The organism is aff. Roholtiella sp. LEGE 12411 (genome assembly GCF_015206995.1).
GTDB lineage: Bacteria > Cyanobacteriota > Cyanobacteriia > Cyanobacteriales > Nostocaceae > Komarekiella.
In genome coordinates this window covers 1-20,556 of sequence record NZ_JADEXR010000069.1, presented here as the reverse complement: position 1 = coordinate 20,556, position 20,556 = coordinate 1, and the positions used below count along the sequence as shown (strand labels likewise).

General features: G+C 43.8%; 19 protein-coding genes and 1 pseudogene. 12 read left to right on the top strand and 8 right to left on the bottom strand.

The features are described 5' to 3' along the window. Window positions 1–158: 158 nt before the first annotated feature. Both IQ246_RS16330 and IQ246_RS30925 read left to right on the top strand, forming a co-directional pair. On the top strand, window positions 159–485 hold the full coding sequence (locus tag IQ246_RS16330) for a hypothetical protein (RefSeq protein ID WP_194004403.1): 327 nt from the start codon (window positions 159–161) through the stop codon (window positions 483–485). Beyond that, a pseudogene (locus IQ246_RS30925) lies at window positions 486–4,205 on the top strand (tetratricopeptide repeat protein). 51 nt (window positions 4,206–4,256) lie between these two features. Here the strand turns inward: IQ246_RS30925 and IQ246_RS16320 are convergent. Together IQ246_RS16320 and IQ246_RS16315 are read right to left on the bottom strand one after the other, a co-directional pair. Beyond that, window positions 4,257–4,682, bottom strand: a complete 426-nt coding sequence (locus IQ246_RS16320; RefSeq protein WP_194004402.1) for a putative toxin-antitoxin system toxin component, PIN family — start codon at window positions 4,680–4,682, stop codon at window positions 4,257–4,259. Between the two features lie 9 nt (window positions 4,683–4,691). After that, the gene (locus IQ246_RS16315) at window positions 4,692–4,943 is read right to left on the bottom strand and encodes an AbrB/MazE/SpoVT family DNA-binding domain-containing protein (RefSeq protein ID WP_194004401.1); all 252 of its coding nucleotides are present in this window, start codon (window positions 4,941–4,943) and stop codon (window positions 4,692–4,694) included. 92 nt (window positions 4,944–5,035) lie between these two features. Between IQ246_RS16315 and IQ246_RS30405 the strand changes: the two genes are divergently transcribed. Continuing rightward, window positions 5,036–5,203 carry a tetratricopeptide repeat-containing protein gene (locus tag IQ246_RS30405; protein ID WP_244142057.1) on the top strand — a complete coding sequence of 56 codons (168 nt, stop codon included), beginning with the start codon at window positions 5,036–5,038 and terminating at the stop codon, window positions 5,201–5,203. A 3-nt stretch (window positions 5,204–5,206) separates the two neighbouring features. Beyond that, the gene (locus IQ246_RS30400; RefSeq protein ID WP_244142056.1) at window positions 5,207–5,449 is read left to right on the top strand and encodes a tetratricopeptide repeat protein; all 243 of its coding nucleotides are present in this window, start codon (window positions 5,207–5,209) and stop codon (window positions 5,447–5,449) included. A 169-nt stretch (window positions 5,450–5,618) separates the two neighbouring features. On the opposite strand, the gene IQ246_RS16305 is transcribed toward IQ246_RS30400, so the two are convergent. From IQ246_RS16305 to IQ246_RS16290, 4 genes are all read right to left on the bottom strand, one after another. Next, window positions 5,619–5,843 (bottom strand): type II toxin-antitoxin system MqsA family antitoxin, encoded by a 225-nt coding sequence (locus IQ246_RS16305; protein WP_194004400.1) that lies wholly within the window; start codon window positions 5,841–5,843, stop codon window positions 5,619–5,621. Next, window positions 5,840–6,130, bottom strand: a complete 291-nt coding sequence (locus IQ246_RS16300) for a DUF4258 domain-containing protein (protein WP_194004399.1) — start codon at window positions 6,128–6,130, stop codon at window positions 5,840–5,842. Before IQ246_RS16300 ends, IQ246_RS16305 begins: the two co-directional genes overlap by 4 nt. A 225-nt stretch (window positions 6,131–6,355) precedes the next feature. Further along, window positions 6,356–6,544 carry a hypothetical protein gene (locus IQ246_RS16295; RefSeq protein WP_194004398.1) on the bottom strand — a complete coding sequence of 63 codons (189 nt, stop codon included), beginning with the start codon at window positions 6,542–6,544 and terminating at the stop codon, window positions 6,356–6,358. A 317-nt stretch (window positions 6,545–6,861) separates the two neighbouring features. Then, window positions 6,862–7,602, bottom strand: a complete 741-nt coding sequence (locus IQ246_RS16290) for a Uma2 family endonuclease (RefSeq protein ID WP_194004397.1) — start codon at window positions 7,600–7,602, stop codon at window positions 6,862–6,864. A 368-nt stretch (window positions 7,603–7,970) separates the two neighbouring features. Between IQ246_RS16290 and nrdJ the strand changes: the two genes are divergently transcribed. Continuing rightward, window positions 7,971–11,249, top strand: a complete 3,279-nt coding sequence (gene nrdJ / locus IQ246_RS16285; RefSeq protein WP_194004396.1) for a ribonucleoside-triphosphate reductase, adenosylcobalamin-dependent — start codon at window positions 7,971–7,973, stop codon at window positions 11,247–11,249. 119 nt (window positions 11,250–11,368) lie between these two features. Further along, complete coding sequence (locus IQ246_RS16280; protein WP_194004395.1) at window positions 11,369–11,587, top strand: hypothetical protein; 219 nt, start codon at window positions 11,369–11,371, stop codon at window positions 11,585–11,587. Window positions 11,588–11,771: 184 nt separating this feature from the next. Here IQ246_RS16280 and IQ246_RS16275 read toward each other — a convergent pair whose 3' ends face one another. Next, window positions 11,772–12,665 (bottom strand): alpha/beta fold hydrolase, encoded by an 894-nt coding sequence (locus IQ246_RS16275; RefSeq protein WP_194004394.1) that lies wholly within the window; start codon window positions 12,663–12,665, stop codon window positions 11,772–11,774. Between the two features lie 617 nt (window positions 12,666–13,282). Between IQ246_RS16275 and IQ246_RS16270 the strand changes: the two genes are divergently transcribed. Beyond that, entirely contained in the window at window positions 13,283–13,567 is a 285-nt protein-coding gene (locus tag IQ246_RS16270; RefSeq protein ID WP_194004393.1) for an RNA-binding protein, read from the top strand. 13 nt (window positions 13,568–13,580) lie between these two features. Here the strand turns inward: IQ246_RS16270 and IQ246_RS30920 are convergent, their stop codons facing one another. Continuing rightward, window positions 13,581–13,715: a hypothetical protein gene (locus IQ246_RS30920; protein WP_255515582.1), complete on the bottom strand. Its 135-nt coding sequence runs from the start codon at window positions 13,713–13,715 to the stop codon at window positions 13,581–13,583. Between the two features lie 266 nt (window positions 13,716–13,981). Between IQ246_RS30920 and fbp the strand changes: the two genes are divergently transcribed. The 5 genes from fbp to IQ246_RS16245 form a co-directional block, all read left to right on the top strand. Continuing rightward, window positions 13,982–15,031: a class 1 fructose-bisphosphatase gene (fbp, locus tag IQ246_RS16265; protein WP_194004392.1), complete on the top strand. Its 1,050-nt coding sequence runs from the start codon at window positions 13,982–13,984 to the stop codon at window positions 15,029–15,031. Window positions 15,032–15,366: 335 nt separating this feature from the next. Beyond that, window positions 15,367–16,512: a transaldolase gene (gene tal / locus IQ246_RS16260; RefSeq protein ID WP_194004415.1), complete on the top strand. Its 1,146-nt coding sequence runs from the start codon at window positions 15,367–15,369 to the stop codon at window positions 16,510–16,512. 172 nt (window positions 16,513–16,684) lie between these two features. Then, window positions 16,685–18,214, top strand: coding sequence for a glucose-6-phosphate dehydrogenase (gene zwf / locus IQ246_RS16255; RefSeq protein WP_194004391.1), 1,530 nt, complete (start codon window positions 16,685–16,687; stop codon window positions 18,212–18,214). A gap of 94 nt (window positions 18,215–18,308) precedes the next feature. Beyond that, window positions 18,309–19,673 carry a glucose-6-phosphate dehydrogenase assembly protein OpcA gene (gene opcA / locus IQ246_RS16250; protein WP_194004390.1) on the top strand — a complete coding sequence of 455 codons (1,365 nt, stop codon included), beginning with the start codon at window positions 18,309–18,311 and terminating at the stop codon, window positions 19,671–19,673. A 142-nt stretch (window positions 19,674–19,815) separates the two neighbouring features. After that, a partial coding sequence (locus IQ246_RS16245) for a cobyrinate a,c-diamide synthase (RefSeq protein ID WP_194004414.1) occupies window positions 19,816–20,556 on the top strand: 741 nt, incomplete at its 3' end.

Below are 20,556 nucleotides of genomic sequence, written 5' to 3'. Positions count from 1 at the left end.
AAATCTGGGTTTCCAGGTTTGGGTCTGTTGTCTTAATTTTAGACAATTGGTACAACACTAAGTAAATAATTTTGCAATCGTCTCTGTGTCTTTGCGTAAATATTATCCTCAATTCAACGCAGAATATACAGTATGTTGTATAAATTTGTAGATTAGCTATGGCAGAAATTCAAGTTGGTATTGAGGGTGAAGGCGCACCAGCAGCAGCCGAGGCTTTGCTAGAAATTCCTGGAATATCGGGAAGCTATGAAGTTCCGACGCAAAGAGAGGGGACTCTAGCGGCTGTTGCTACTATTGTAGGCATTGTGGGTGGTGTTGCGGCCTTAGCTGAACAAATTCGGAAATGGTATCAAGAATGGCAGAAATCCCATCCAGGGAAACAATTTGATGTGGTAATTCTTGACCCTGATACTGGAAACAGGATTTTACTCGAAGAAGCTACCATAGAGGAAATCACGGAAATCCTCAAATCTATCAGCAAATAAGTGCAAACTATCCGCATTCAACTTCGGGAAAGTACGCAGGAAACAGTTGAACTCAGGTATTGGCTACCTCAAATAAAGCACTATGAATCACGTCGTCTGAAATTAGCAGAAATCGCTGATTTCCTCAAACAAAGTGAACGAGATTACTATAAACTGCTGCCCAATTTACCAGGAATCGGGAAGCAGTTATTTTTTTGGTTGGATGGGGATGGACGGTGGTTGAGTCGGGGAATTGCTAACTGTGGCGGTGAGGGGTTGGTAATTGCCATTGATACGGATCAAAAACTGGCGCATTTACCTTGGGAAGTGCTGCATGATGGTCAGGATTTTTTGGTGAAGCGGGTTAATCCAGTGGTGTTACCTCTGCGCTGGATTGAAAAAGAAACCGAAGGGTTTTCTGTGGAAGCACGACAATTGCGAGTATTGTTTATGGCAACCGATCCGGAAGATGTGCAACCAAAGTTAGAGTTTGAACAGGAAGAGGCGAGAATTCTGGCAGATACGCGAGATTTTAATTTAGATTTGCGGGTGGAAGAAAGCGGTTGCGTGAGCGAGTTGGGTAGGGTGTGGAGTCGCTATCTTGATGACTTTGATGTGTTTCACCTCACAGGACACGCCTCAATTAAAGATGCAGCACCTTACACGCCTTACTTTATCACTGAGACGGAAATTGGCGATCGCCACGAAACCACAGCCGCAGAACTGGCAGAAGTCTTCCGGTTTCGCTTTCCCAAGTTGGTGTTTTTGTCTGGGTGTCGGACTGGACAAGCACCAGATAAAGGGGCTGTCCCTTCAATGGCTGAGGCACTTATTGAACAGGGGGCGAGGGCGGTTTTAAGTTGGGGGCGGCCTGTGGAAGATCGGACAGCTACAGCCGCAGCCGCGCACCTCTACGGGAAGTTGGCAGCCGGATATCAATTAGCTGAAGCACTCGCTAGCACTTACCAGCAGTTGTTTAAACAGAAAGTGCGTGACTGGCATTTGTTGCGGTTATATGTCCAGGGAGAATGTCCCGGTGCGTTGGTGGATGTGTTGGGAGATATCCCACCCTCTGCGCCGGAACCTGCTTATCAACAGTTTTTAGATCCCGATAAACAGGTGCGGGTGGCGAAACCCTCTGAGTTTGTTGGCAGACGGCGGACTTTGCAACGTTGTCTCAAAGCAATTCGCACTTCATTAGGGATACTAATTCACGGACTGGGGGGTGTGGGTAAGAGTACTGTGACGGCGCGACTTCTGGAAAGGATGGTTGGCTATCACAGGCTGGTGAACTTTCGGCAACTGGATGAAGACAAACTGCTCAAAACCCTTGCTGAACAATATACCTCGGAACGGGGGCATGAAATTCTCAATGGCAAGTTACCCTTAATGCAGCGCCTCACCAAGTTTTTAACTGAAGGACTGAATACCAAAGAACAGCGCTTTGCCTTTGTGCTGGATGACTTTGAGGCTAATTTGGAATTACGAAATGGGGTTTATGTCCTGCAACCACAAGTTGTGGATGTACTGCTGGCGTTGCTGAAGGCGATGCAAAATTCCCAACTTCCCCACAAGGTAATTATTACCTGTCGCTACAATTTCACTTTGTCGGAACTGAATCATCGTCTGTACCGCGAACCTCTGGGGGCTTTGGGTGGGGCAGATTTAATTAAAAAGTATAATCGTCTGGATTCGTTTAATGGCAGTTGGCAATTTCAGCCAGATTTGCCGGAACGTGCCAAACAAGCAGCAGATGGAAATCCTCGGCTGTTGGAATGGTTAAATAAGATTTTGCAAAATTCCCCGAAGTCGCCGGAAGCGGAGAGGGGAGTTGAGATGATTCTGCAAAAGATGGCAGATAAGGAAAAGGAATTTCGTGAGGATATTTTGGCACAGGTATTGCTGAAGCAGCAAACTCCAGCTTTGCGTCAAATGCTGGGGAAGTTGTTGGTGTATGAGTTACCTGTTCCTCTAGCTGCGATTTCCCCGATTTGTGAGGATATCTCTAGTTGGGAAAGTCATATTCAACGCGCTGAAATTTTGGGTTTGTTGGAAGTTACCCTCACCAACAACACAGAGAGGTTGTATCGTGTTCCCCGGATTTTGTCACCGTTGCTAGAAAACCCCAAGGGTGAAGAGTTGTATAAACAAGCGGCACAAATTTTGTATCGCCCGTCGTGGGAAGAGGCGGAAGGTGCTACGGAAGCAAAAATGTTAGAAATTCATCGCTTGGCGTTGCTGGGGAAAGATGAAGACATTGCGGTGAACATTGCCAGTTCTTTAGCAAATAACTGGAAAAATCAAAGCCGTTTTCGGGAAGCGGTGCAACTTTGCAAATTTACCCTAGAACTCACTCAAGACTACCGCGTTTTACATCAAATAGCTCGCTCTCAGCAACAACTCGGTGAAGTTGAACAAGCACAGCAGTATTATCAGCAAGCGCTTGAATTTTGTTTGGAAACAGACGAAGCAGAAAAAGCTGCAATAATTCATCACCTGGGAATAATCTACGCCAACAAAGGGGAAGTGGATGAAGCGATCGCACTCTACAATCAGTCTTTGGAAATAACTGAACGTATTGGTAATGTCAAAATGAAAGGGGCGACGTTGCACCAACTGGGAATAATCCACGCTAACAAAGGGGAAGTGGATGAGGCGATCGCACTTTTTAACCAAGTCCTTGAAATTCATGAAAGCATTGGTTATGTTCAAGGCAAAGCGGCAACGTTGTCCTGGCTTGGAAAAATCTACGCCAACAAAGGGGAAGTGGAGCAAGCGATCGCACTCTTCAATCAGTCTTTGGAAATAACTGAACGCATTGGTAATGTCAAAACCAAAGCGGCGATGTTGAACAATCTGGGAAAAATCTACGCCGACAAAGGGGAAGTGGATCAAGCGATCGCACTCTACAATCACTCTTTGGAAATAACTGAACGCATTGGTAATGTCCAAGGCAAAGCAATGATTTTGAACAATCTGGGAAATATCTACGCCAACAAAGGGGATGTGGATCAAGCGATCGCACTCTACAATCACTCTTTGGAAATAAAAGAACGTATTGGAGATGTCGAAGGCATAGCGGTGACGTTGCACTGTCTGGGATATATCTACGCCAACAAAGGGGAAGTGGATGAAGCGATTGCACTTTTCAATCAGTCTTTGGAAATAACTGAACGCATTGGATATGTCCAAATCAAAGCGGCGACGTTGCACCAACTGGGAATTCTTTACGCTAACAAAGGGGAAGTGGATTAAGCGATCGCACTTTGGAATCAGTCTTTGGAAATAACTGAACGCATTGGTGATGTCCGAGGCAAAGCGACGACGTTGCACCAACTGGCAGGTATCTACGCCGACAAAGGGGATGTGGAACAAGCGATCGCACTCTACCATGAGTGCTTGGAAGTTTTTGAACGTATTGGTGATGCTTATTGGAAAGCACTAACGTTGCATAATATAGCAAGTATCTACGCCAACAAAGGGGAAGTGGATGAAGCGATGTCTACGACGGGCTACGCCTACGCACTCTACAATCAGTCTTTAGAAATAAAAGAACGCATTGGAGATGTCCAAGGGAAAGCAATGACTCTGTGGTGCTTAGGAGATTTGGCAGAACAACAGGGTGAATACACTAAAGCGATATCCTATTTGCAACCAGCTTTAGAGATTTTGCAGCGATTGAAGTCACCGGATGCTGAAAGTGTGAGTGCAAGTCTTGATAGGGTGATGGGTAATTTGTAATTTGAAAAAGTCGGGGATCTGGTTTTTGGTGATTGACAAGCGATCGCTTTCTCAAAATTCTGAGTCCAGAAGTGCGATCGCCTCTCGCATATCTAGCACCTTTACTCCCTCTAATTCCTGACCATAAAATGAACCAAAATGTGTCTTATCACCCGTTACCAAAAGGTCTGCTCTACTCTCTACTGCTGTCGCTAAAATTGGAGCATCTTTCAAAGGTAGTCCCATCTCCATTGCCCAATTGACTCGTGCAATTGGTGCTTCTCCAACTATAGTTAGTTTGGGGATTAAATCTTGCTCCAGTCGTGTTAAAGCTTGCGGATACTTAGCTGTTATATTACGCCGTGTTTCTTCAAAAGCATGAGGCGAAGTTAGCAAAGCACAATACCCAGCAGAAGCTAGCTTAAACAATGCACTACAGCGACCATCAGGACTAATAGCTGCTGCAAAGATAACATTAGCATCCAGGAATAAGCGCATTTATATTCCCTATTCAGCATCTTGAAGCTGTCGTTGAAGTTGTTTAGCTTCTTCGTCAGTTAAGCGATCGGCTATCTGAAACGCCTCGATTCGTTCGTCTGTATATATCTCAATCGGATACACTCCAGCAGGACGTAGTAAAATTCCACCATCAGCAGTAGTTTCCACCAGTAGCATAGTTTCCCCATCCAACCCTAGACGATTAAGAATTGCTTTGGGAATAGAGACTTGACCTGTTTTTCCTAGCTTGATGACTTCCATAAATTCTAAATAACCATAATCCGGCAAACTGGAATTTAATTAAATCATAACTAATCAGGTTTACTCGCACCAACTTTGGGAAAGCGGCGACGTTGCACCAACTGGGAAGTATCTACGCCAACAAAGGGGAAGTGGATGAAGTGATTGCACTCTACAATCGAGTCCTTGAAATTGATGAACGCAGTGGAAATGTCCAAGGCAAAGCGGGGACGTTGCACCAACTGGCAGGTATCTACGCCAACAAAGGGGAAGTGGATTAAGCGATGTCTACGACGGGCTACGCCTACGCACTCTACAATCAGTCTTTGTCAATAACTGAACGCATTGGAAATGTCCAAGGCAAAGCAATGACTCTGTGGTGGTTAGGACATTTGGCAGAACAGCAGGGTGAATACACTAAAGCGATATCCTATTTGCAACCAGCTTTAGAGATTTTGCAGCGATTGAACTCACCGGATGCTGAACAGGTAAAGGCGATGCTGGAGAGAATACAGAATCATTCGTAATTTACGCGGTGTGCAATTATGCTTGAAACCCCTCTCCAAACCTCTCCCCGACGCGGGGAGAGGCTTTGATTCTTACTCCCTTTCTCGCAGAGAAAAAACTGGGGGAGAGGCTTTGATTCTTGCTCCCCTTCCTTACAAGGGAAGGGGTTGGGGGTTAGGTTTCAAACACCTACGCTGCATATCTAATAATCTCAACTTCTGCACCATTACTCACAGCAACTTCTGCCCTATTTAGCACCTGTTCAGTAATGGCATCACTTAGATAATACTCCCCACAATTATCACAAATTTCTGCTGGGACTTTTTTGATCACCACAATAGATTCATCTCTTTCTAAAGTCACCGTCACTAAGCCTGGTTTAGTTTCTCCATGCTTGCAAATAACACATTTCATTCACCTTTCCTCCTAGTTTTAAAATCATTTGACCAAATATTTGGATCGGGAATATAAGCTGTCACTATATATCCTGTATCTGTAGATTCATCATAAGAAAATACAACATGAATTGGTTTACCTGCCACAAAATCAAATAGTAGATAACTAGGAAATGGCTGATCATCAGGAGTTTTTTCTATTATTTCTCCATAACCTATCACTGATTCTACTTCTTGTTTACTGATGCGACGATAAAACATTTGTTGAATAGCGTGACGAGAAAAAATTAAATTTTGACAATACATGAAAAATAAATTTCCGCTTCTCAAAATTATGAATACGCACCAACTTTACAGGCATTTGGTACAAAAAGCGACGATGCTCCTCCCCACTGGAGGCGATGTCTACGACGATGCTCCGCCTACGCACTCAACCACCAAAAACCCCACAGCTAGAGACGCGCTATGGGGTAAGAATTGGGGTTGTAGGGGAATGGGGTGATTGAATGGGTGTAATGGAGTTAGTGCAGGTTAGGGTGTTGACTCCGCTTGTATTCTCTTCCTAAATTCAATTAGGGCTTGTTCCTCTGTACTAACTACAACTCGGTTAGGTTTTGCCCTCATATTTGTTAAATAATGTTGAAAAGCCTCCTCATCATCTGGATGTGTTTTTACATAAGTCCTCAGTTCGGCTTCGCTTAATTGTTGATAGTTACTCATTGAATTAATTCCTCGCCGTTACTTAAAATTTCTACTTGAATTGTTTCGCCTATTAACACTACGATTCTTTGAGAGCGTGTATCATAGCGAGTTAATTCAATTGTTCTTAATAGATTACTTGATAAATATTTAAGTAAATGAAAATTGCTGTAATGAGTCTTTGATACTCGTGAATGAGTCTTTGAACTCCATTAATGAACCTCGGAGCTTCGTTCGTGAACCTCAGAGCTTCGTTCGTGAACCTCGGAGCTTTGTTAATGAACCTCGGAGCTTCGTTCGTGAACCTCAGAGCTTCGTTGATGAGTCTTTACAGCAATTCAGGTGAGAGAATCAGGATCTATGCCGAGCGATCGCAACTGTTCTGCTAATAATTGGGTGCGTTGCTGTGCTTGCTGAGCTTCTTGTTTTGCTTGCTGAGCTTCTTGTTTTGCTTGCTGGGTTTCTTGTTGAGCAAGTTTTTTGTCTTCTTCTGGTGTTAAAAACCTTTGCCCTTGCTGGTTATACCAATACATCCACTCCCGTGGTATACCTAGATAGGTTCCTCGTTCTATGCCAATTCCTAAACCTATCTCTGGCAACCAAACAGGATTACCATCTTGTAATGCATAGCCATTATTAACTAATTTGTAAACTTCTAAACGTGGTTTACGGCGACGAAATGGGTTGTAAACTACATAATATAAAATCCCCAATCTTGCATACTCGGCTTTCTTAGTCGAATACTCACCCCGATATGTCTGAGATACTACTTCCAGTGCTAATATCGGTAATTTCTTCTCTTCCCAAAGCACATAACTGGGGCGGAGGTTTTGATCATAAAATCGCTCTACGCCCAAACTTAAAAACCCATCTGGGACGATCGCTGGTAAATCTGGGTCATAATAAATCCCCATATCTACACCAAAAAACCAATCCATGCGTTCTGCCCAAGCCATTGCTAAGATGGCTTTGAGTAAACCGGGAATTATATCTTGTAATTCATTATCCACTGGCGTATCGTCAGAATCTGGTAGTTCCTCAGATGAGGGCAAGCAAGCTAAGGGATTGTACTCTAGCATGATGGCTTCAGTGATTATCTCTTAATTTCAGATTGTAGACGTAATTAACTGTTATGAGTGTTAGTAAAAGTTACGCACTTGCGATCGCTTATTAAGTCCTTTCTCTGCATCAGCGATATCTCCGACAAGCCGCTTCTCTTCTCTACGAGACGCTGCGCGAACGCGTCTACGCGTTTGCATAAACTTATGTTCTAATTGCAACGTAGTACTTATCTATGTCGGAGGAGAATCGACATTATACATCATAAATTTCTGTTGCAATTAGTACCGCTCATAACTAGCGCAAAGTGGACAATTTGACAATCTTTAATCCTAAATCTACTTGGCGTATAGTCTTATATCTATCTGTATGCAACAAGACTTGATTTATGGTTCGAGAGCTTGAACGAAAACGCCAGAGTGCAAAGTTTCCAGAAACTGCGCCTGCTGCCAATCCCGTATTTTTCAGAACTTATAGCCGCCGTACAGCCGCAGGGTTAAGGGAAACATGGGATGAGGTATGCGATCGCACCCTAACCGGTTTAATCAAGTTGGGGAAACTACGCCCAGAAGAAGTTGCCACACTAGATACAATGCAACGAAACTTGAAAGCTTTGCCTAGCGGGCGCTGGTTATGGGTTGGTGGTACAAACTGGATAACTAAGCCCAAGAACTTTTCTGGGGCTTATAATTGCACCTCTACTAATCTAGAAGACTGGAGTGCCTTCGGATTGATGATGGATTTGGCAATGATGGGCTGTGGTACTGGAGCCGTCTTAGAACCACAATATATCAATCAGTTGCCACCCATCCGTAATCACCTAAATGTCACTGTACAAGGTGAAATTGGTAGCACACCTAAACAACTCCGTCGTGAATATACTGAAACCTATATAGAAGGCAACAGCATTACTATTCATGTGGGAGACAGCCGTGAAGGCTGGGTTAAATCATATCAAACTCTGCTAGAACTCTCCACTGATGAACAATTTGCCACAGAAATTAAAGTATTAATCGATCTCAGCGACGTGCGTAAAGCAGGAGAAACTCTGAACGGCTTTGGAGGAGTTGCAAATCCTGTTAAATTGCCAGGACTTTATCAGCGTTGTGCATTTATTCTCAACAAAGCTGTAGGCAGACAATTAAGTTCAGTTGAATGCTGTCTGTTAATCGATCAAGCTGCTGTCACAATTGTTGCCGGCAATATCCGAAGAAGCGCAGGAATGCGTCAGTTTACGGCTGATGATCAGCAAGCAGCCATTGCCAAAGATAACTTATGGCAACAGGATGAGAATGGTAACTGGCGAATTGATCCAGAGCGCGATGCTCTGAGAATGGCAAATCATACCAGAGTTTTTCACCGCAAACCGACATTAGAAGAATGTCTGAATGCTGTCCGCAAACAGTATTACAGTGGCGAGGGGGCAATTCAATGGGCTGGTGAAGCTGTAGCTAGAGCGAACATTGATTTACTGCCAACACCAGCATTGAAAGTAGAATTCTTACAATCCTACGAACAAGGAACAGCAAAACAGTGGTTGCAGGAACGCTATCCTAACCTTGATGCTAATGAACTAGAGCATCGTTTGGCTCGTTATGGGCTGAATCCATGCGGGGAAATTATCGGTAGTAATTTTCATTGTGTCAGTGGCAGTACTCTACTCATCACTAGGGAAGGAATGCACAACATTAAAGATGTTGTCGGATGCGAAATAGAAATCTGGAATGGGACAAAATGGAGCTTAGTTACACCATTTAAGACTAGTAGCAATAGCAAACTTTATCGAGTTCGGTTTGGAGACGGTTCTTATTTAGATGCAACTGAATATCATCGCTTTTTTGTGAAAGATAGATTCGGCAAAGTCTATAAGGAAGTTCAAACCAAAGACTTGATGGATACGAGTAGATATAGCATTCATACGGAACCGTTCACAATTAATTACAAAGATGGATTAAATGTTGATTCTGGTTATGTTTATACTTTGGGGGTAGCTGTAGGCGATGGTACTACAGATAAAAATAACAACGCAAAAGTTAGGCTGTATGAAAATAAAGCAGCGTTATCTGTAGTAGGAAATAAATCTCCTCAAAGAACCTATGACTACTCACCTACTTTCACAGATGTTACAGATTTAGGTTTTTTTGGAGAATTTCTTAAAGCCTTAAAAACAAATCCTGAATCGCTGAATGTAATTGCTAGTTGGAACCGTCAAGCAATTTTACATTTTATCGCTGGTTTAGCTGATACAGATGGCTCGAATACTTCAAGCAATGGTATTAGGATTTATATATCTGACTACGAGCGTGCTTACAGAATTCAGCTATTACTGACGAAATGTGGTATTCGTTCATCTCTGAATCTGTGTGCTCACAAAGGTTCAATAACTAATTTGGGTGTTAGAAGTCGAGATTTGTACTATTTGCAAATAACTGATTGTCAGCAGATTCCTTGCCAACGCTTAGATGTCAGTAGAGGAACAAATGCCAAATGCAAAGGGAAATGGCAAGTTGTGAAAAGTGTTGAAGAATTGCCAGGCTTACATGATACTTACTGCTTTAATGAGCCAGAATACAATAAAGGTGTTTTCGGTAATACTTTAACTGGAAATTGCAACCTTTCAGAGGTTCACCTCAATCAAATTGACCCAACTAACTATAAAGAACAAGAGGAAGCTTTCACTGCTGGAGCATTATCTGTAGCAGCACTTTTGAATCACAAATTCTTAGAACCTCGCTATCAATACAGCCGTGATTTAGACCCAATTGTGGGGGTTTCTTTCACAGGTTTATTTGATTTCTTCGTCCATGCTTTTGGTGTTGATTGGCTGCGCTGGTGGGCACAAGGAAGACCTGAGACTGAACAAGGATTAGAATTTAAGCGCCAGGAAAAGAAATACCTAAGTTCTTGGAAAGATACTGTGCATCGAGTGGTTTGGGATTATTGCGATCGCCACAATCTTAAACGTCCAAATCGCTGCACTACAGTCCAACCTAGTGGCACTAAAGCTCTATTAACTAATGCTAGTTCAGGATGGCATCCCCCGAAAGCGCAAAGATTTATTCGCCGGATCACCTTCGGTAAAAATGACCCGGTAGCCTTAGCTTGTATTGACTATGGTTACAATGTCATTCCCTCTCAATCTGACAAAGATGAACAGGGCAATTTACTCAACGATCCTTTTGATCTACGAGTTAGTGAATGGCTAGTAGAAATCCCTGTTTCTGTATCTTGGGCTGATTTACCTGGTGCTGATGAAATTGATGTTTCTCAGTTTTCAGTTTTAGCTCAATTCGATTTTGTTCTTCAGGTTCAGCGTTGGTACGTGACCCATAATACATCTGCGACTTTGGAACTGCGTTCTGATGAAATTGAGCCTCTGGGACAGCAAATATACGAAGCTATTCAAAATGATGAAGGATACATTTCAGCGGCTCTTTTAGCCCGTTTTGATGACTTGCAATCATTCCCACGTTTGCCGTTTGAACCAATAGATAAAACAACCTACGAACGTTTGATTCAGGAAGTGAAAGCACGGCGCAAAACAGATGATTTCTGTGCAGTACTAAGCCGCTATGACTTAGGTGAATTGTCTGAGGCTGGCCCTAGTGGTTGTGACTCTGATAAATGTATGTTTCCTGATCAACAACCAAGTTCATCAGGCAAATAATTATCAACTCAGGATAGGTAATATTTATCTATTACTGTGACATTTAACCCTACAGCACTGGACACGTTACGATCAATTAACAAGTGATAATTTTTTACCACAGCGCTAGGAGAATCTTAATGTTCATTGATGAATTGTCACCCATATTCAGAGAATTAACTCAGCATCCAGTTTCATTTCTGGGTGGGTTCTTCTCTGGTGTACTTCGACTCAACCTTGCAGACGATCCCGTTAAAGGTTGGCTGGATCAACAAATCCGCTCCAACAGTTACACTATCAGCATAACTGACACACATAACGGTAAAGCCACTGGCCCGCAGCAGATTTCAATTGAATAAAGTTTAGGGTAATGACATCTTCCCGCGTCTTCATTAGACGCGGGATTACTAAGTACAGGTCACGATAAAAAAGGTGCGGAAATTCAGCTGCGATCGCAAGGTCTATTTAGGACGTAAAATGGGAATCTGAAATTAGACACTTGGCGATATTAGTTATGCAACTCAACCGGGTCTAGCCGGGTTATTATGCTACCGCGCTCACAAACTGCTTAATGTGTTTTGCATACTCCCTTGGACGCTCAAGGTCTGGAAAATGCCCACACCCTTGAAACGTAATAATTTCTGCCTTTGGTGCATGATCACGCAAAGATGTAAAATCAGTCTGTCTATGCGAACGATCTCTATTTCTGTGTATCAGCAACGTGGGCACTGAAACCTCACTGATTTCCCTATCCTTTGTGTCTCTTAAACCTTGGACAAGACTAGCGACACAGAAACAACCTCCAGATTTTAAGGCTTGGTCTGCATATTCAACAAATAGGGACTTATGTTCGCTGTTTTGAGGCAATGCAGTATCGTACCAACGTGACGAGAATTTACGAGCAAATCCAGCTACAATCGCTTGTCCAAGGTAAGGGATATGCAAAATTTTCGGAATTATCCTCTCATTCCACTGACGCATGAATTCAAATGAGGGAGTTTGACCTAACACTAAATGAGAGACACGGTTTGGATAAGTTTTTGCAAGACACAAGGCATAAAATCCATTTGCACAAGTAAAAGATAAACTTGCATAACTAATATCAAGTAAATCCATAACCTCAATTACAACCTCAGCAGTTTGAGAAACACCGAAGTCATACTTTAAGGTTGGGTATGAAAACCCGAACCCTGGTAAGTCAAAGCAAAGCACACGGAAGTCAGAGGACAACAAATCAATTAAGTCAGCATAATGTTCAATGACACAAGGCCCATCAGGCACGATGAGTAACGGATGCTTGTAACCACCCGTATCTAAAACACGAAGTATTCCTGCTTGGGTTGCCAATAACTTCATGTTCTCTGATCGCAGGCTCTTTTCTTGGCTCTTTCTACCGCGAATTGCCGCAATAATGCTGTCGAGATTCGCACCTTGCATACACCCTCCTCACACTGATGTTCAACGCTAACTTCACTCTAATGGCTAAAAATTAGCCTGTGGAAATTAACCGAACCAGAAATCCCTATTTTATCGTTGATACATTCAATGTATGCTTTGTCAATCAAATTTGAGATGCGCTTACCCTGCCTCCCGATCACAGTAAATATAATCCCATTGAAAGAACTTGGGCTGTGTTGGAAAATCCTTGAAATGGGAGCATTTTAGATTAAATTGAAACCGCATTCTATTTGGAAGTCCCGTAAGGATTCAGTTTAGCTTATTAGCAGTATTTATAAAAATAATCTGAGTCTATATGTCAAACGTTATGAGGGTTTGTAAAATCTCATACTTTGAAAAACGTCACAATCAGTTATTATATGAGCGTATGCATAACTTGAGTATGGCAATTGCTTTAACGGGGAAAACCCCTGCAATGCAGTGCCTTCAGATAACAACTTTAATTGTAAATAGTGCCGCCTGACTTAATTGGTTAGTCTTCCAGAACATTCACAAATGGCGAATGCTGTAGAGAAGACCATGCAATATTTGCAATTTTGTTAGCTCTGCTTTTTTGCTGAACTTATCGCTCTTTGTTGAATATTACGTAATCCCACATGACTATTTACGTTGGAAACCTCTCCTATAGTGCTACCGAAGCCGACTTAAGAGCCGTATTTGCAGATTACGGCGAGGTTAAAAGAGTTGTATTGCCTACTGACCGCGAAACAGGTAGGATGCGTGGCTTTGCCTTTGTTGAGATGAATGAAGACGCTCAAGAAGATGCAGCTATCACTGAGTTAGACGGTGCAGAATGGATGGGCCGTCAACTCAGAGTCAATAAAGCCAAACCGCGAGAGGATAATCGACGAGGTAGCTGGGAAAAAAAATCAGATTTTTAACAAACACGGACTCTTACAGTAGCAAATTGTTTTCTAGTTGAGCAATACTAAGTCGCTGGAATTTCCTAGAAACAATGCAGAATGAAACAACTTGGTAAAGCCATACCCGACTAGTTGCGATCGCCACACACGTTTGCCAACTAGTCAAATTTTCCTATAGCTTCATGAAAGTTCTCAGTGCATTTACTAAAAAAACGTCTATATTCGTCCTACAGTAACGCTTTCAGCCAGTAGCAACAGTAAACATCTGCGTATCTGCACTGGGGAAATAGAAGCTCATCAAAAATTCATTTCTTTAGTTTATCTAAAATCACATCTAAGTTAGAGAGTTAGCTTTCTAAGATAGAGGCAGCAACCATAAATTGCCACACAGAATAACCCAACTGACAGCCCGTCGTTAGAGAGAATACAAAAATGGCTAAAGCGCCAGAATCTTTAGATTTGTTGATCAACGATGCTACAGACAAAGCTCTAGATCGTGATTGTACAACCTTATCCCGTCACGTTTTACAGCAACTTCAGAGTTTTTCAGCAGATGCACAGGATTTGAGTGCATTGATGAATCGGATCGCCCTTGCTGGCAAACTAGTTGCTCGTCGCCTCAGCCGCGCTGGGTTAATGGAAGGCGTTCTGGGATTTACTGGGGAAGTCAATGTGCAAGGAGAATCCGTCAAAAAGATGGATGTCTATGCCAACGACGTATTTATCTCGGTGTTTAAGCAAAGTGGCTTAGTCTGTCGCTTAGCTTCCGAAGAAATGGAAAACCCCTATTACATACCCGAAAATTGCCCGATTGGTCGTTATACCCTGTTGTATGATCCAATTGATGGTTCATCCAATACTGATACTAATCTGAGCTTGGGTTCCATCTTTGCCATTCGGCAACAGGAAGGAAACGATAGCGATCGCAAAGCAACTGACCTACTCACTAACGGACGTAAGCAAATTGCTGCTGGGTACATCTTATATGGGCCGAGCACGATGCTAGTCTATACTATGGGTAAAGGCGTTCATTCCTTTGTCCTTGATCCCAGTTTAGGGGAATTTATTCTTACAGAAGAAAATATCCAAATTCCTAACCACGGTTCCGTTTACAGCGTTAACGAGGGGAATTTTTGGCAGTGGGAAGAATCAATCAGGGAATACATTCGCTACGTCCATCGTACAGAGGGCTACACCGCTCGTTATAGTGGGGCGATGGTGAGCGACATTCATAGAATTTTAGTTCAAGGTGGTGTGTTTCTCTACCCAGGCACAATTCAAAAACCAGAAGGTAAATTGCGCTTGTTGTATGAAACTGCTCCCCTGGCTATGTTGATTGAGCAAGCAGGTGGTCGCGCCACTACAGGACTAGTAGATATCTTGGATGTGGTTCCGAAAAAACTGCATCAGCGTACGCCTCTAATTATTGGTAGCAAAGAGGATGTAGCAAAGGTGGAGTCTTTTATTCAAAACGGTCATTAGGACAAAAAGGTAAAAATAAAAAAGCGCCAATGCTTGACAGGGTAATCTTTTCGTCTATTTTGAACGTCGAATTATTTCTGCCGTCAAAAATAGAGGGGGTGGAAAAATAGTTAAGGGTGCGTCTAGTGTTAGCCACTAATTAAAAATTAATCATGGCCTTTTGTGATTGGCAATGCAGAATAGCAGTTTACAAATGTGAATTAAAGATTACCTCAGCTGGTCGATGCGATAAGTGATTGGCAACGCCAGAATTCAAGAGTAACCATCAAATTTTGATGGGTTTTGCTTGCCTTCCCTTAGAAACATCTTTGACAGGAGTGAAACAAACTAGAGCTATGGCAACCAATCATTTATTAGAGATTAAACAATACGGTCAAAGTATCTGGATGGATAACTTGAGCCGTGACATTATCCAATCAGGCGAACTCAAAGACCTGGTTGAAAATCAAGGAATTTGTGGAATTACCTCCAATCCAGCCATCTTTGAAAAAGCGATCGCTGGTAACGTAATTTATGATGCCGATATTGAAGCCGGAGTTCGTGCTGGCTTACCCACATACAAAATTTACGAATCGTTAGCTTTTGCAGATATCCGCAGTGCTTGTGATATATTACGCCCTGTTTATGAAGCCTCGAATGGACTCGATGGTTACGTGAGCATAGAAGTACCACCCACCATTGCTCATGATACTCAAGCAACAATCAACGAAGCCCGGCGCTATTTCCAAGAAGTTGGTCGGGAAAATCTGATGATTAAAATTCCTGGTACAGAAGCTGGTTTACCAGCAGTGGAACAGGTAATAGCTGAAGGCATGAATGTTAACATCACGCTGCTGTTTTCTGTAGACAGCTACATTAACACAGCTTGGGCTTATATTCGTGGCTTAGAAAAACGGGTGGCTGAGGGTAAAGACATCAGCAAAATTGCTTCAGTAGCTAGCTTCTTCCTCAGTCGGATTGATAGCAACATTGATGCCAAAATTGATGATAAGTTGAAAAAAGGTGTTGATGATATTGCCCAACAAGCAAAACTGAAAGCTGTCAAAGGGAAAGTAGCGATCGCAAACGCGAAGATAGCTTATCAAGAATACAAGAAAATTATCGAGAGCCAACGCTGGCAAGCCTTAGCAGAAAAAGGAGCAAAAGTACAACGCCTACTTTGGGCAAGCACCAGCACCAAAGACCCCAACTACAACGATGTGATGTATGTCGATGAGTTGATTGGCCCGGATACCGTTAACACCCTACCACCAGCGACAATTAAAGCTTGCGCTGATCACTGCGATGTCGCTAATCGCCTGGAAACAGCTATAGAAGAAGCTTACACGCTGCTCAAAAACCTCAAAGATCCCGACATCAACATTGATCTCGGTAAAGTGATGGACGAACTACTTGTTGAAGGTATTGACAAGTTTGTCCAGCCCTTTCAATCCTTGATGAACTCTTTAGAAGAGAAAATCAAGGTATTGTCGCCAGTATAGGGACTGGGGGCTAGGGACTGGGGACTGGGGGCTGAGGACTAGGGACTGGGGACTGGGGACTGGGCAATTTTCCTAATCCCCAATCTCAAATCCCTAATCTTAAATCCCTGATCTCAAATCCTTAATCTTAAATCCCTAATCTCAAATCCAAAACCCAAAATCCCAAACTGTTATGGTTAGTCTGCTAGAAAATCCCCTGCGCGTTGGTCTGCAACAACAAGGGATGCCCGAACCCCAGATTATAGTCATCTTTGGAGCTTCTGGTGATCTTACCTGGCGCAAACTGGTGCCAGCACTTTACAAATTGCGGCGAGAACGGCGCATTCCACCAGAAACTACCATTGTCGGTGTTGCACGTCGAGAGTGGAGTCACGAATACTTCCGCGAACAGATGCAAAAGGGCATGGAAGAGGCTCATGCCAATGTCGATCTAGGGGAACTGTGGCAAGATTTCTCTCAAGGTCTGTTCTACTGTCCTGGAGACATAGACAATCCTGAAGGCTACCAGAAACTCAAAAACCTCTTGAGCGAATTAGACGAGAAACGGAGCACACGAGGAAACCGGATGTTTTACCTCTCCGTGGCTCCTAACTTCTTTCCTGAAGCTATCAAGCAACTTGGTACAGCAGGGATGCTGGACGACCCGTACAAGCATCGTCTAGTAATTGAAAAACCTTTTGGTCGGGACTTAGCTTCTGCTCAAAGTCTTAACCAAGTAGTGCAAAAATTCTGCAAAGAACACCAAGTATACCGCATTGACCACTACTTAGGTAAAGAGACAGTTCAGAATCTGCTGGTATTTCGCTTTGCTAATGCGATTTTTGAACCCCTGTGGAATCGTCGTTTTGTTGATCACGTTCAAATTACAGTCGCAGAAACCGTGGGTGTGGAAGACCGGGCTGGTTACTATGAAAAAGCCGGCGCACTACGAGATATGTTGCAAAACCACCTAATGCAACTTTACTGCCTGACTGCAATGGAGCCACCCAACGCAATGGATGCCGACAGCATCCGCACAGAAAAAGTGAAAGCACTCCAGGCTACCCGTTTAGCCGATGTTCACAATCTGTCACGTTCAGCAGTCCGCGGTCAGTATAGTGCTGGCTGGATGAAGGGTCAACCAGTACCAGGATATCGGCAAGAACCAGGAGTTAATCCCGATTCCACAACACCCACTTATGTAGCAATGAAGTTTCTGGTTGATAACTGGCGCTGGCAAGGTGTTCCCTTTTACCTGCGAACCGGAAAGCGGATGCCGAAAAAAGTAAGTGAGATTTCCATCCACTTCCGCGAAGTTCCTTCTCGGATGTTTCAATCCGCCGCGCAACAGTCAAACGCTAACATATTAACGATGCGGATTCAGCCAAATGAAGGTATTTCCCTACGTTTTGATGTCAAAATGCCTGGGGCAGAATTCCGCACTCGTTCCGTTGACATGGACTTCAGCTATGGTTCCTTTGGCATCGAAGCAACTTCCGATGCCTACGATCGCCTGTTTCTCGATTGTATGATGGGTGATCAAACATTGTTTACACGGGCAGACGAAGTGGAAGCAGCCTGGCAGGTTGTAACTCCAGCCCTTTCCGTTTGGGATGCGCCCGCAGATCCTACCTCCGTTCCCCAGTACGAAGCTGGTACTTGGGAACCAGCGGAAGCAGAATTCTTAATTAATCAGGATGGTCGTCGCTGGCGCCGACTGTAAAAATTAGTCATTAGTCATTAGTCATTAGTAAAAACAAATGATCAGTGACAAATGACTAATGACAAATCATAAATGACAAAATCCAAAATTTGCTATGACTCCCCAAGCTCCTACCATTTTTTCACTCCAAGCACCAAAGGATATTTCGCTCTCAGAAATAGATGCGGAACTTAATCAAATTTGGCAAAGCTACGGCATCACCGGCGAAGATGGTGGGCTTCCTGCTGCCACTCGGGCCACTACATTTACCTTAGTCGTTTACGAACCAGAAGAAACTCAGTATCTATTAGCTGCTTTGGGTTTTTACAATGGCCCAATTGATGGGATTTTAGGGCCGCAGATGGACACGGCGTTGCGGCAATTCCAAAGCAAACATCAACTACCAGAAACTGGTACAGCAACGCCTGAAACCCTCGCCGCATTGCGGGAAGAATTCTCCAAACTTCAGGGAGGCACTGGAGATCATGGTTCTGGTGGAACCTATAGCTTAAATGCTGCAAGCCCCAGAATTGCCGATGAGATCGCCCTCCGCAACCCCTGCCGCATTATTGCCCTATTTCCAATTGCTGGGGAAGATCAAGGGGTCAAGGCGCAAGTTTCTGCCTATTGTCCCATCCAAAAGCAATCGTCAAGTACACTCATCTGTTGCGAATACATAACTCTTAGCGGTACCGCCGCTGCTTTAGAACGGATAGGAGGGATGATTCCAGCATTGCTAATTGGTGGCTTGCCAAAGTTTCTTTGGTGGAAGGCAACACCAGACCCTAACAACCCTCTATTCAAAAAACTGGCAGCAATCTGCAATAATGTGATTGTAGATTCTTGCAACTTTAACGAGCCAGAAAGTGATTTACTCAGCCTCCAAGAGTTGGTAGAAACTGGCATTCCCCTGGCTGACCTAAATTGGCGTCGCCTGTCATCATGGCAGGAACTGACAGCCGAAGCCTACGACTCACCTCACCGTCGCGCTGCTCTCAAGGAAATTGACCGAGTAACTATTGACTACGAAAAAGGCAACCCCGGACAAGCGTTGCTGTTTTTGGGTTGGCTGGCGAGTCGGTTGGAATGGCAGCCAGTTTCCTATCAAAAGGAAAGCGGAGATTATGATATCACTCGAATTCGCTTCGTGGCACAAGACCAACGGCAAGTAGAAGCTGAGTTAGCAGGAGTCCCCGTTGCTGATGTCGGCCAGGTTATGGGCGACTTAATTGCCCTGCGCCTCAGTTCAACAAATCCCCAGGCAGACTGTGGTACAGTAATCTGCTCGGAAACTGGTGGTTGTATGCGGATGGAAACACACGGTGGTGCTCAATCCGCAGGTCTGTTTCAACAAGTGACTTCACTTTCAGAACAAAAGGCGGAAGCATTGCTAAGTCAGCAGGTGCAACGCTGGGGTCGTGAGTCCCTTTTTGAAGAGAGTCTTGGAGTTACAGCGAACATTTTCAAATTGGGTAATTAAGTGATGTAATGAGTACTGGAGACTAGGGACTAGGGAAGAAGTTGGGGAACAAAGGGGCAGGAAAAAAATAACAATGCCCCATACCCAATGCCCCATGCCCAATGCCCCATTCCCAATGCCCCATTCCCCAGTACCCAAGACTATGGCTTTAGTCATTGCAGGAGAACGTAGTGGGGTGGGCAAGACAACAGTCACGCTCACCCTTTTAGCATCTTTACGCCGTCGTGGTGACACAGTACAATCTTTCAAAGTTGGCCCAGACTACATTGATCCGATGTTTCATCAGCACGTTACTGGTCGTGCTTGTCGAAATTTAGACCCAGTGCTGACCTCAGAAGCTTACGTTCAGCAATGTTTTGCTCATCATAGCCAAGAGAGTGAATATGCTTTAGTAGAAGGGGTAATGGGGCTATTTGATGGAATAGGGCACGGGGCATGGAGAATGGGGCACGGGGAAGAAAACAAATGCCCAATGCCCAATGCCCAATGCCATTCGCCATTCGCCAGTACCGCACACATTGCCCGGTTGCTAGATTTACCTGTAGTATTGGTGATTGATTGCAGTCGTTTATCTGGTTCTGTAGCTGCGATCGCTCATGGCTACCGCTGTTTTGATCCGAAAATTAAAATGGCTGGAGTAGTATTAAATCGAGTCGGAAGCGATCGCCACCTCTCGTTACTCAAAGACTCTCTAGAACCCCTACAATTACCTATTTTCGGCGTAATGCGGCGTCAGGATAACATCACAATTCCCGATCGCCATCTGGGTCTAGTACCCACAGCAGAACTACCCCAACTCAATGCTTTAATTGATCGCTTTGCCGATTTAGGAGATACCTGCTTCGACTGGCAACATTTATTACCCCTATTAAAATCAGAACCC